The sequence below is a fragment of the Hungatella hominis genome, assembly GCF_014288005.1.
Taxonomy (GTDB): Bacteria; Bacillota; Clostridia; order Lachnospirales; family Lachnospiraceae; genus Hungatella; species Hungatella effluvii.
This window is the reverse complement of record NZ_JACOPB010000001.1, coordinates 391,343-404,367: the sequence shown is the minus strand read 5'-3', so window position 1 is coordinate 404,367 and position 13,025 is coordinate 391,343. Positions and strand designations below refer to the sequence as shown.

Annotated in this window: 9 protein-coding genes; all 9 read right to left on the bottom strand. The window is 49.5% G+C overall.

The annotated features are described in order from the left end of the window. Positions 1-213 precede the first annotated feature (213 nt). A complete protein-coding gene (locus tag H8S75_RS33245) occupies positions 214-2,616 on the bottom strand; it encodes a family 43 glycosylhydrolase (protein WP_187018907.1) in 2,403 nt (800 codons plus the stop codon). 15 nt (positions 2,617-2,631) lie between these two features. After that, the gene (locus H8S75_RS01835; RefSeq protein ID WP_187018906.1) at positions 2,632-3,615 is read right to left on the bottom strand and encodes a LacI family DNA-binding transcriptional regulator; all 984 of its coding nucleotides are present in this window, start codon (positions 3,613-3,615) and stop codon (positions 2,632-2,634) included. Positions 3,616-3,777: 162 nt separating this feature from the next. Further along, entirely contained in the window at positions 3,778-5,280 is a 1,503-nt protein-coding gene (gene arfA, locus H8S75_RS01830) for an arabinosylfuranosidase ArfA (RefSeq protein WP_187018904.1), read from the bottom strand. Between the two features lie 38 nt (positions 5,281-5,318). Further along, positions 5,319-6,161 carry a carbohydrate ABC transporter permease gene (locus H8S75_RS01825; RefSeq protein WP_187018902.1) on the bottom strand — a complete coding sequence of 281 codons (843 nt, stop codon included), beginning with the start codon at positions 6,159-6,161 and terminating at the stop codon, positions 5,319-5,321. A 10-nt stretch (positions 6,162-6,171) separates the two neighbouring features. Further along, entirely contained in the window at positions 6,172-7,101 is a 930-nt protein-coding gene (locus tag H8S75_RS01820; RefSeq protein ID WP_349768845.1) for a carbohydrate ABC transporter permease, read from the bottom strand. Between the two features lie 16 nt (positions 7,102-7,117). Continuing rightward, the gene (locus tag H8S75_RS01815) at positions 7,118-8,503 is read right to left on the bottom strand and encodes an ABC transporter substrate-binding protein (RefSeq protein ID WP_187018897.1); all 1,386 of its coding nucleotides are present in this window, start codon (positions 8,501-8,503) and stop codon (positions 7,118-7,120) included. A gap of 664 nt (positions 8,504-9,167) precedes the next feature. Next, positions 9,168-10,337, bottom strand: coding sequence for an ROK family protein (locus H8S75_RS01810; RefSeq protein ID WP_187018895.1), 1,170 nt, complete (start codon positions 10,335-10,337; stop codon positions 9,168-9,170). Positions 10,338-10,375: 38 nt separating this feature from the next. Then, complete coding sequence (locus H8S75_RS01805) at positions 10,376-11,794, bottom strand: sulfatase family protein (protein WP_187018893.1); 1,419 nt, start codon at positions 11,792-11,794, stop codon at positions 10,376-10,378. After that, positions 11,781-13,022: an AGE family epimerase/isomerase gene (locus H8S75_RS01800; RefSeq protein ID WP_187018891.1), complete on the bottom strand. Its 1,242-nt coding sequence runs from the start codon at positions 13,020-13,022 to the stop codon at positions 11,781-11,783. The genes H8S75_RS01805 and H8S75_RS01800 overlap by 14 nt, the downstream gene beginning before the upstream one ends. Positions 13,023-13,025 lie beyond the last annotated feature (3 nt).

Sequence of the window (13,025 nt, the reverse complement as noted above, 5' to 3'; positions counted from 1 at the left end):
GTAAGAGCATTTTTTAATTATACACTGGATTATCCGGTGTGTAAACAGACTTCGTAAATTTTAGAATGAACCGGAAAATCCGGGGCCGCAGTACCTTAAGATCCCTCACTTCTCTCCCCCCGGCAAAGAAAAATGCCGGAAAGTCAGCCTCTCGGCCATTTCCGGCATTTCAACTTTGTTTCAATCAACGCTTGATCATTTCACAGAGTGCGACTATATCTTATAGATGTGCGGCTTCAGTTCCATCCGCTTCATGCGCATCTTCATAAGCAAGGCCTGATATTCTTTCTCCTTAGCCAGATTATGAAGCTCATACGGGTCGGCCTCCAGATCGTAAAGTTCCTCCGCATCCCCATGATTATCCACATATTTATACTGCTGCCATACGACTGCTTCCGCCCTCCACGGCGCAAGGTGTCCGTAGGTCTCGGCCAGGAGCGCTGTCCTCCAGCCCGGCCTCTGCTCCGTGAACAGCCGTAATATATCCTCTCCATCCACGGGTGAGCGGAAGGCGCTTCCCGCAGCGCTCACGATAGTAGGAGCCAAATCACAGTTGGTTACCAGCTCCCTGCAGATCCGGTTCTTTGGGAGCACGCCGGGGCAGGCCATCGCAAGCGGAATCCGCAGCACCTCCTCCGGCAAATAAAAGGCTTTGTCAAAATGGCCGCCGTGGCAGGCCAGGGCATCACCGTGATCCGCGGTCCAGATAATCAGCGTATTCTCATCCATCTGAAGCTCCCGCAGCTTCTCAATCACGCTTCCCACAGCCTCGTCCACCATAGTGATCTGGCCGTAGCATCTGGAAAGGAGCATCTGCCATCGGGACCATTCCATGGGATTCGGCCGGATCAGCTCTCTGTCACGGCTCGTTTCCCTTCCCGTATCGAACAGGTAGGATCTTGGCTTTCCGGCCAGATCATCGAAAAAACTCGGATATTCTTCTATGGATTCCGGCGGATAGAGCGCCGCAAATTCTTCTGTCGGGCTGTACGGCTGGTGCGGTCCCCAGAAATCCACCCGCATCATGAACGGAGCCTCCTCCCGTTTCAGCTCCTCCAGCTGGCGGCAGGCCATATCCGCGACATAGTACGCCTCATGGCACTCTTTCGGTCCCTCCAGGATGCCGGAGAGCGCCTCATTCGTGAGATCCCCCGGGAAATCATAGAGATCTCCCTCCTTCACATCATCAATCCAGCCCTTCTCGCACATATTCATTTCCACGCGCATTCTGGCCGGCGGAAGTTCTTTCCGCTTCCGGTACTCTTCGTACTCCGGCTGATGGTATGGATTGGAATAATCCGGGTAGGACACCCCAAGGCAGCCCAGATCCGACGGTTTTCCGGCGCAGGCGTGCCATTTTCCAAAGTAATAATTCCGGTATCCGGCTTCCTTAAGGACATCCACATACGTTTCGTGGCTGTCCCAGGGCGTTTCAAAGGAATTGTCCGTCTGGCCGTGATGGTGGGGATACAGCCCCGTCATCATCGTTTTTCTGGAAGGCATACTGAGAGGCGAGGAGCAGTAGGCGTGTTCAAAGAATACTCCCTCCGCCTTCAGCCGGTCAAAATACGGCGTCTTCACCCTGGAATGACCGTAAAATGCCTGATGGTCCACTACCATCATCAAAATATTGGGGCGCCGGTTCTTCCTAAAATGAAACACCGGCTCCTCATTTTCATCCCACTCCACGGGAAGTGTGTAGGCATGCCGATTCTCATCATACAGAGGATCGCCCAGAATCTCGTCATACTGCCTGGCATGGAATACCATAATATCCGTGAGACCGTCCTCAGATTTCACGAAGGAATTGTGGCCGGGGCCAAATATCCCCTTTTCCACATCGGTCTTCACCACCGGTTCTCTGGATTTTGACCAGTCAGCCGGATCGAGGGGGTTTCCTCCTCTCCGTAAGCGCAGCATTCCCATGCAGTAATCGGCACCCGTCGAGCTGGCCGAATACGTCAGAAACAGCCTGCCGTCTCTCTCTAAGACAGCCGCCCCTTCATTCACCCAGAATCCGCGGCGCTCCCAGTCGTAATCGGGGGCGCTTAAGAGCACCTGCGCCGTCAAAAGCCGGTCCGGCGCCTCCATCTCAGCGATGTATAAATTGGATATCTTTTTGCCTATATTCACCTTTTCCGCCCAAACGCAGTACCATTTTTCCCGGTACGGAAATACCGTCATATCAAGGGAAAAATCCTGAAATGAGAATTTGTCAGGCTCCGGGGTTTCCGCCGCCTTCATCTGTCCCAGTTCCTCCCACTCATCTTCCATCGGGTCTCCCCTGTTTACCAGCACATAAGGGCGGATTTTCCAGATATCGTCCTTCTCTCCGGCAGCAAAATAAATGTACCAGGCGCCGGATATATAATGAATTTCAGGCGCCCATATGTGACAGCTCATCGGTCCGCTGTCGTGTCTGACCCAAAGTGTCTTTTCCTCCGCGCATTTTAAACCGGATATGGTCGCGGCTTTTCTCAGTATAATCCTGTCATATTCAGGGACCGACGCGGTAAAGTAATACGTACCATCTTCATGCTTACAGATGTACGGATCGGCCCTGTTTTCAATCAGCGGAATATTGTATTCCGTTGATGCATAATGATCTCTGTCCATGTCTGTCCTCTCTGTTTACAGAGTCTCTCCCTGGACAAGGCGGTAGCGCTCATAGGTTTCCATGGCAATTTCCCGGCCTTCCATCTCGTCGAACAGAAGCTCCACTGCCCTTTTCGCCACTTCCTCCACCGAATTATAGATGGTGGACAGGCGCGGAGATAAGTATTCCAGAAGCTCAATATCATCAAAACCCATGATTCCGTAGTCCTTCGGCGCCCGTTTGCCGCGGGCCTTCAAATACTTCATAATATCCATCGCATAGATATCGCCGGAACAGAAAAATGCAGTCCTGCCGCCTCCCTCTTCCAGAATGGAAGCCGCTTCCTCCCCGTACGATTCCGAGCTTATGATCTGCGCCCCCGTGAACCGGCTCCCTATCGCATCCCGAAAGCCCTCCAGACGCTGCTCATGAGTATAGTTGTTCCCTTCCTTAGACTCGCCCAGAGGCGGGCAGACAAACACCACCCGCTCATAGCCGGAATCCAGAATCTTATCCGTCGCTTCCCTTGCCGCCCTCCGCTCATCAATTCCCACAAACGGAATCTCATCCGAAACCTTGTTTCCAATGACGATGAGCGGTGTGTCCAGACTTTTCAGAAACTTATTAAAATGTTCTCCTTTATTTACCGGGGAAAGAATCAGGCCATCCACGTGGTAATCCACCAGCTTTCGGATTAGATCCACCTCTTTTTCCCTGTTCTTTCCATGGAGCGTGATGTTTACACAGTAGCCTCTTGTCTGGGCCTCCGTCTCGATTGCGCTTAACATCTGGGCAAAATACTGGTTCTTGACATCAAATACCACGACGCCGATATACATCGTCTTTCCCTTTACCAGTCCTCTTGCCAGAAGATCCGGCCGATATCCCAGTTCTTCCGCTGTCTTCACGATCCTGTCTTTCGTCTCTTTGCTGATCCTTCCCTGATTGTTCAGGGCCCGGATCACGGTTGTTCTCGAAACCTGACAGATTCTCGCTATATCATTCGTCGTAACACCCATTTTGCACCATGCCTCCGGTTTCTTCATTATTCCCGCAAGCAACGAGCCAAAAGGACACGCTGGCGCGTCCATTTGGCGACTGCCGCGAGGGTCAAATGCCCCGTTGCTTGCAGCGGGGTTTTTGACTTGCGCCGGAATTCTCTGTACCTGTTCCGGCAGCTGTCACTTAACTTTTATTCGTAACACATTCCATGACAGCCTGTCAAGCACAACCGCAACTTTTCCGTCTTTTATGGCAGCGTCATCCTTTTGTTCCGGTCTCACTGGCTGATGGCCCGGTGAATTCACGGCTTCCGGATCGTCCGAAGCAAGAACGCGGTGCTCCAGCACAGCTACCGCCTCATATCCCTGTAAATCCAGTGACACCTCCATCTCCTCCGAAGGAGAACGGTTGATCATAAATACAACCATCTCATCTCCGTTCTCCACCGCGGCCGTATCCAGAAGTGGGATTTCTTTCTTCTCATAATAAACTGAGTCTGAGGTTACGCGGCAGTCCATGACGTTGCCGTGACCGTAGGCGGCAGTATCCGCAAATGGATAATAGATCGGCTGCAGCCACACCCCGCCGCCCTTTTCCGTCATGATCATCGCGCTGACATTAGTCAAAAGGGACTGGCACGCGATCTTGACGCGGTCCGCATGTTTCAGGATTGCCAGAAGCATTCCTCCAAAGAGCAGAGCGTCCTGAAAGCTGTAAACCATCTCGCTGATCGGCATTGCCTTCTGCCAGGGCCTCTCGTCGCACTCTCTTACCGTCTCCTTTGACGCCCTGGTCCACACGCCCCATTCATCAAAACTGATAGAAAGCTGTCTGGAAGAGCGTTTTTTCGCTTTGATATAATCACAGACTGATGTCACCGTCCGGATGTAATCACTCATCTCATCCGCCTGTGCCAGGAAGCTTTCCACAGGCTTTTCATGGCCGTCAAAATACTGATGCAGGGATATGTAATCCACATACTCATACGTCTCATCCAGCGACTGCGCCTCCCATTCCGGGAATGTGGCCATGGTATTTAAGGAGCTTCCGCAGGAAACCAGTTCCACACCGGGATCCAGGATCTTCATGGCCTTGGCGGTCTCTCTCACCAGCCTTCCATATTCAGAAGCGCCTTTGTGGCCCAGCTGCCATTCCCCGTCCATCTCATTGCCGAGACACCAGGTGCGGACCCGGTACGGTTCTTCCCGCCCGTTCCTTTTCCGCTTTTCGCTGTAAGTGGTGCCCTCCTTAAAATTACAGTATTCCAGGTAATGCAACGCTTCCCGGATACTGCCGGTTCCCAGATTGACCGCCAGCATCGGTGACACCCCGGCCTTTTCACACCATTTCATAAATTCATCGGTTCCGAACTCATTCGTCTCGACCGCCTTCCAGGCCAGTTCCGGCCTGCGCGGCCGCTCCTCCTTCGGGCCGATTCCGTCTTCCCAGTTATAGCAGGAGACGAAATTACCGCCCGGATACCGGATGGTGGTAATGCCGGCGTTTCTAACCGCCTCCAGCACATCCTTTCGGAATCCATCCTCATCAGCCAGCGGGTGGTCCGGCTCATAGATTCCGGAATAGACCACCCGGCCCATATGTTCCACAAAGCTTCCATAGATCCGGTCATCAACGGAACCCTTTTTAAACTCTCGATTGATCGTAATTCTGGCTTTCTGCATTGTTTTTTTCTCTCCTCTGTTTCAGCAGCTTAGCAGTGCTAGTCCTTCATTCCGCTGGTCGCGACACTGGCGATAAAATATTTCTGGAAAAAGATATAAATGACGAGCAGCGGCAGCACCGACAGAAGAGCACCGGCCAGCTGCGGTCCATAATAAGTGGTCGCGTGTTCTCCCACGAAAAGGGCAAGTCCTGCGGAGAGCGTCCTCATCCTCGTGCTGCTGGTCATCATTAACGGATACAGCAAATCATTCCAGTTCTGCATCAGATGGAAAATAGCCAGAGTCAGTACTCCCGGTATTACCAGCGGGAACATAATCTTTGCAAATATACCGAATTCGCTCATGCCGTCCACTCTTGCCGCTTCCTCCAGATCCTTCGGAAGAGCCGCGAAGTAGGACCGCATCATAAAGATGCCGAATGCCGAGGTGGCCTTCGGCAGAATCAGTCCGCCGTAGGTGTCCAAAAGCCCCAGCAGATTCGATTCCAGAAACAGCGGAATCATCATAACCTGGAATGGTACCATCATGGTAAGCAGCACCAGCATGAACAGGATATCTTTCCCCTTAAAATCCAGCCGCGCGAACGCATAGCCCGTTAATGAGTCAAACAGCACTGCCAGAATCGTTGAACCACCTGCAAATATCACGGTATTTTTAATATATGATGCCATAGGGATTGTCCTAAAAATCCTCTGGAAGGACTTCAGTGTATATTTCGTTCCAAAAACAGTGGGCGGATATCCCAGGATCTCCTTTTCCAGTTTAAAGGACCCAACTGCCATCCAGATAAGCGGAAACAGGACAATCACAATCAGGAACACCGTAAATACGATCTTAACCACACTTAAAAGTGTCACACGTCTTCTCTTCTTTTCGTTCATCCCCGGCCTCCTAATTCTGGTTAATAAACATGTTCTTGTACATCGGAAGGGAGACAGCCAGTATCACCACCAGCAGAAGCACAGAAAGGGCGCAGGCGTATCCCAGATTGTAGGGCTGATTAAAACCGGTTTTATAAATATACTGTACCAGCGTCTCGGTCTTAAACTGCGGACCGCCCTGTGTCGTGACGTACACCTGGTCAAACACCTGAAGAGAGCCGATGGTATTGGTAATAAGGCAGAACCCCAGCGTGGGCTTCAAAAGCGGCAGTGTAATCTTAAAGAACTGTGCCGTCTTCCCTGCCCCATCGATCTCCGACGCCTCATAGTAGCTCTGGGATATCCCCTGGATTCCCACTACCAGAATGGACATGGTGTAGCCGAAATTTTTCCACACCGTCATGGCGATCACGGTCGGCATGGCCGTCTTCGCATTTCGGAAAAAGGTGGCGTTATGAATACCGATCTGTTCCAGTAAGTACGGTATGAATCCGATATTGGTATCTAAAAGAATGGACCAGATAATGCCTACCGCCGCCATGGAGCAGACTACCGGCAGGAAGAAGATGGATCTGGCCGCCTTGTTAAAGAGGCTGGTCTTTACCAGCGCATTGGCCGTCAAAAGTCCGATCACAATCTGAAGAGGCACTTCAAACAGGACGAATATAACCGTGTTCAGCAGTGCGTTCCAGAACCGTGTATCCTGAAATGCCGTGATAAAGTTGTGGGCCCCTGTAAAACTGGTGTCCGTAAAGAAGATATTCATGTCAAACAGACTGATTACGAGACATGCCATCAGCGGAATAATCGCAAATACGAACAGTACCAGGATGGAGGGCAGCATAAATAAATATGCTACCCGATCCGGTTTATTCCAGTATTTTCTGTCGAATGAACGTGAAGGGGACTTTCTGGTTTTTATATTATTCAATGAAATCACCTCTATGTACTGCTGTCTACTCAGAAAGCAGCTTGTTGATGCTCTCCGACGCCTTGCTCAGTTCCTCCTGCGGGTCGTTGCCGGCCACTACATTTTCGATCATGGGGAATAAAATGTCGTTATTGACCTGTTTTACAGATTTAATTCCCGGTGCAAAGGAAAATCCAAACTCAGAGATAGAGGACAGCGCATTGACTGTTGCATCCGCTTTGATGTCTGCATCCTCTGCCAGAGACTTTAAATATGGCGGATAGCCGTTGCGCAGGGACCACTCTTTACAAGTCGTGTCTGAATTCCAGTAGGCGATAAAGTCGTAAGCCGCCGCCTTTTCTTCTTCACTGGCCGTGGAGGTGACTCCAAAGCCCTGGACCTCGATGACACCGGCAGCTTCCTTGTCCCCTGCGGGCATTCCCGTAACACCAAAATTGATCTCCGCTTCCTTCAGTCCGCTGATCAGCCATGGACCGCCGCAGTAGATTCCCATCTGTCCGGCAAGCATTAAGTTATCCGTATCGGCTCCTGTAGATCCAACCGGCGCAGCCCCCTGATTGACGAGATTCTGAATATACTGAAGGGTCTTTAAGTTCTCAGGGCTGTCCAGAACAGAACTCTTACCGTCTGCAGAGAAGACGTCACCTCCGTTGGACTTGAACATTGCATCAAAATAGCAGGGCGCGCCGCTGATTGGGAAACCGATTCCATAAAGCTTTCTGGACGGATCAGAGATCTTCAGCGCATACTCGGCCGCCTCTTCCCATGTTGCCGGCGGTGTCTCAGGATCAAGTCCCGCCGCTTCAAACAGGTCTTTATTCCAGTAAAGGAACGTGGAATGAACCTGCATCGGAATCATCATCTGTACCTTCTGACGCGGAGAGTCCCCCTCACCTTCGTTCGGCGGAAAATACTGAAGCGCCTGAAGAGATGCATCACTGAAATTCGAGGCATCCACTCCGGTCTGTTCGAAGAAATCATCAAGCGGCGTCAAAATTCCATTATCCGTATAAGTTGCCGTATCAAAATTACCTCTGATAATAAGGGCGGGCGCTGTCTTGGAAGCGATGGCTGCCGGAAGTTTTTCCTCTAAGCTGCTGGCCGGCATGATATCCATCTCAATCGTAATTCCTCTGGTATTCTCTTTATTATAGCGGTCCACAATCTCCCTCAGCACATCGCCGTCCGTTCCTGTAAATGCATTCCAGAACTGAATGGTGATCGGGCCTGCGGCTTCCGCCTGCTTATCTGTCTCTCCTTCTGCTAAAGCAGCCTGGGTATCCGAGCCTGCCTGGGTATCGGCGGCCGTTGTCGTCTCTTCTTTTCCTGCCATCGGTGACTTCGTATTGCATCCTGCCAGTGAACACGCCATGACTCCGGCCAGCATCGCAGCAACAAATCTTCTTTTCATATAGAACCTCCTGAAATATGGTTGTTTAACAACTGTAATATATAAATTTTAATGAAAAGAAACCTTTACTTTTTTACTTAAATCATTTAGAATGGTACTGAATAAGGTATCCTGACTGTTTATCCGTATGTTTCGCGGCAGACCGATAAACTCTCAGGGTATTTTTTTGCCCTCTCCTTTCTCTTCCTTCACCGGCATTCGTTAATTTTCCCAAATACTCATTCATTTATTTGGTTATATTTCATTAAATTTATTTCTGTTATTTGTAATCGAGGTTTTTGTATATGCACTTTTTATTTGCGTACACGTGTACTCTATGTCGATTATTATATTCCTTGCACAATTTATTGTCAATACCCTTCTTTATTTTTTTCCGCCGTCTGAACTGTTACCATTTTGTATGATTGGCGTAACCTTATAGATAAAACAGAAACACCGCTGATATCCCTCGCCAGTTCCCTACAGTAAAATTCCAACTCAAAAAAACTGGCACAGGATTTTCCTCCTATGCCAGCATTCCATACTATTCGATTGGATTATCAATCAAAGATGCCACCTGAAACTCATGAACATGTTTATCTGCGGAAGTCGTATACGATATGGATATTCTTATGATTGAAAAACTTTTCTCATGCGTGTTCCCCTTTCATGTAAAACCTCATATTTATTCTCCGAAAATATATCTCATTACAATTTCAGACGCGATTCCCCTTAAAATATTCTTCTCTTTTTCTGTGGAACGGTAAAACATAACAGACGAATTCCGCTCTCTGGCATACTGCTCTACCCTGTCATAAAACTCTGGAACCGCCTCAATTAAACTCCCCCCCAACACAACGGCCTCCAGTTCAACCATCCGAAGATAATTCAATATACATTTTGCAAAAATATTCGCCGCCTTATTGATCTGGATAACAGCCAGGGCGTCTTTTGTCCTCACTGCTCTCTGTAAATCCTGAAGTGTCAGATGATCCATCTGACTTTTCATGCTGCTGTCGATGCCCAGTCTCATCTCTTCCACACACTGAGCCAGGATTGCCGGAACCGATACGTAAGCTTCCACGCAGCCATATTCTCCGCAGGTGCATTTGCGGCCATCCATGTCAATCGTCATGTGAGCGAATCCATCCAGTATGATATTGTGGTTCAGCATTAGTTTCCGGTTGATAACTAATCCTGAGCCGATTCCATTTCCGACTGTCACATAAACCACATTCTGATGTCTTTCAAAGTAATTGGGAAGATAATTTCCCATAAGTGCCGCCCTCGCGTTGCAGTCCAAGTAGACCTTCCGGTTAAATCTGGTCTGTAGCACCTTCACAATTGGAATATTTTTCCATTCTCCGGCTAAAAAATATAACGGCCTCAGCATCTGCCCGTTCGCATAGTCGAGGGGACCGACAGCGGAGAGACCAATCTCTAAAAACAAGTCCTCCGCCAGTCCCAGCCGTTCACAGGCTTCTGAAAAATCCTGTCTGGCAATATCTGCCAGCTGCTCCGGCGTCATGCCCGGAATCAGTCTGTGCTCCTCCATTGTAAGTATATCATTACTGAAATCCACTACCGCACAGTAAAATGTTTCCCGCAATATACAGATTGAAAACACATAAGCATGCCTGCTGTTCATGGACAAAAGCTCACCGGGCCTTCCTTTGCTCCCGTATTCCTCACTGCCGGATACCTCTGCGTATCCATTCTGCACCAGGGCCTCTATCACCCGGTAAAGGGTAGGCGCCTTGTAATGACTCAACTCCAACAGACTCTTTCTTGATACATGCTTCATCGCATAGATGTACCATAAAATTTTCTCTTCCTTTGCACTAAGTTCAGTCATAGTCCCTCTTTCCGGCGCCGCACAAATGCTCCTGCGCTCTATGCCTGTCGGACCGGCAGCGTTTCGTATCCCATCTGAAAAGAACCAGGTTCAAATCCTTTTGCAGTATGCCTCTTGTTCTGTCCGGCTCCTGTCACGTTCGCCTGCCGTCCGTCTGTCTCCGGTCTTGCATATTCCGAAAACCAGCTTTCCAGACGTTTATTTAATAATTCTATCAATTCAGGAGCCGCCTTGTCAATCATGTTGAGCATTTCCCCCGGATCAGTTTTAAGATTGTAGAGCTCATCCGGGCCTTCCGGATACCTGCGGATATATTTCCACTCCCTTTGGCGAACCATCCGGACTGCGCCATATTCGCTGTAGACAACCACACAGTCATTGATCTCCCGTTCTTCTCCCGTAAAAATGGCTTTTGCAAAGCTTTTTCCCGGAAGATCCTTTTCTTTATACGCCAGTCCCGCAATCTCCATGATCGTTGGAAAGAAATCGTAAGCGCTGTATAGTCCCTTTAAACGTATTCCCGGCCGGATCTTTCCCGGCATACATGCTATAAACGGCACCTTTACCGAAGTATCGTACATGTTAAAAGGGGAGGTTCCATTTCCCTTTCCCCATATTCCATGATGGCCGCAGTTAAATCCGTTATCGCTGGAAAACAGAATCAGAGTATCGCGGTCCAGATTCAGCCGCCTCAGTTCTTCTCTGATCTCACCTACCCCCAAGTCCAGAGCGGAGGTTGCCGCAAAATACCCCTTCAGCATTTCCTTCCTGTCATAATTGAACTCGGAAAAATCGATCTGCCATGGGTGGCGTTTTTCCACCGGACAACTGGTAAATGCGCAGTCACGGTACAAATCCAGATACTTCTGCGGATGATTATGAATCCAGGGCGTGTGGGGTGCAGTAAAATTAACGCTCAAATAAAACGGTTCGTCTTTCCCCTCCCGCTCCCGCAGGAACCGGACTGCATCCTGGGTAATCAGTTCGGTAACATACCCCGGTTCACGGACTCTTTTCCCCTCCCGTATCATGGGGGCATCATAATAGTTACCGCCTCCTGACTGATGTACATACCAGTGCGAGAACCCCTTCTGCCTTTTTTCACTGTCTCCCAGATGCCATTTTCCGCTTACCCCGCAGACATATCCGGCTTCACTCAGATAATCTGTATACCCTTTAAACTCTTCCAGATATTCAATAGGCTTCTCTCCCTCATTTTCCATGTTCCCCTGTAAGATCCAGTCCAGAATACCATGCATAGACGGCATCCTTCCTGTCAGAAGGGTTGCTCTGGCCGGCGAGCACACCGGCGAGGAACAGAAGAAGTTTTCCGCAGTACAGCCATTTCGCGCCATATCATCCAGGTTCGGCGTAACTGCGTCCCTGTTGCCCGCACTTCCCAGTGTCCAGAACCCCATATCATCGGCTAAAATAAATACTATATTAGGTCTGCGCATCACAATCTCCCGTTTCCGCTACATATTTTTTCAGTATACAGCTGCACTGGTACAACGCTCTTGGTATATGAAATGCTGCCTTTTGAATTCCGCCCTTGAGCTTCATTCGAGGTGATCCATCCCGGTTTAATACCGCATACCACTCCCCATAATCCGGATCAAAGAAGTGCTCCCTGCACCAGAGAAAGAGGGTTTTAAATTCTTCCCATGCTGCGCTGTCACCGGTTCTGTCAGCAGACGTCAGCAATGCACACAGCGCCTCCGCCTGTGTCCACCAGACCTTTTCATCCCATTTTAACTGACGAGCCGCATTCCAGTCTTTATACTGTTCGTCGGTTCCATTATCGCTTAGCATGTGAAGAATCCCGCCGAATTTTTCGTCATGGCTTCTCTGATACGTAACTGAAATCGTATGAAGCGCACGCTCCGCATATTCCGGCCGTCCGACTCGTTCAGCCTGTTCCAGAACAAACCACATGGATTCAAAAATATGTCCCGGATTAATCCGATGTCCATCCTCGCTGTCGATATATCCGCCCTGAAGCGTTCTCATCTCATGAATGGTCCCATCATCACCATGCCCCAGCACGCCGAAAATTCTGTCCATACAGAAACGAATCAACGCATCCGCCTTATCTCCATCTAAATATCCCCGTGCACAAGCCACAGAATTCAGGCAGATCATATATCTCCCATGACTGACTGCTCCCGCCTTGTATTTCTGAGGAAATGTGTCACGGCAGTCCTCATTTCGTATATTCTGATCCAGCCTGTCAAATGTCTCTCGGATTACGTTCTCATCCTCCGTCGAATCTGAGGCCGCGGCGTATGCGCTGAGTGCCATTAAAACGAACATATCTGTAAACAGGGATATGGCACCCTGCTGAACGGTCCCATTCTCATCAAGCAGATAATACCATCTCCCGTTTCCTGCGTATGCATGGGATATCAGATAATCTCTTCCTGTCTTTGCCAGATTGAGCCAGGCCGGATCTTTTTCCACATTACTGTATATTGTTGCAAACATCCAGACCTGTCTGGCCTGAAGCCAGATATTTTTCTCTTTTCCGGTACAGTTTCCCTCACGGTCGAAGGAAGTTATATACCCCCCATGTTCCTGATCCGCAGTCCTCTCCTTCCAAAAGCCCAAAATGTCGTTAAGAAGACAATTTCTTACGATCTCATACCAGACTGTCGCCTCTTCCGCTAAAACCCCTGTTTTCTGCAATCC

Coding starts and splice junctions, on each gene's coding strand:
- H8S75_RS33245 (WP_187018907.1), bottom strand. CDS start 2,616: ATGGACAGAGATCATTATGCATCAACGGAATACAATATTCCGCTGATT.
- H8S75_RS01835 (WP_187018906.1), bottom strand. CDS start 3,615: ATGGGTGTTACGACGAATGATATAGCGAGAATCTGTCAGGTTTCGAGA.
- arfA (WP_187018904.1), bottom strand. CDS start 5,280: ATGCAGAAAGCCAGAATTACGATCAATCGAGAGTTTAAAAAGGGTTCC.
- H8S75_RS01825 (WP_187018902.1), bottom strand. CDS start 6,161: ATGAACGAAAAGAAGAGAAGACGTGTGACACTTTTAAGTGTGGTTAAG.
- H8S75_RS01815 (WP_187018897.1), bottom strand. CDS start 8,503: ATGAAAAGAAGATTTGTTGCTGCGATGCTGGCCGGAGTCATGGCGTGT.
- H8S75_RS01810 (WP_187018895.1), bottom strand. CDS start 10,337: ATGACTGAACTTAGTGCAAAGGAAGAGAAAATTTTATGGTACATCTAT.
- H8S75_RS01805 (WP_187018893.1), bottom strand. CDS start 11,794: ATGCGCAGACCTAATATAGTATTTATTTTAGCCGATGATATGGGGTTC.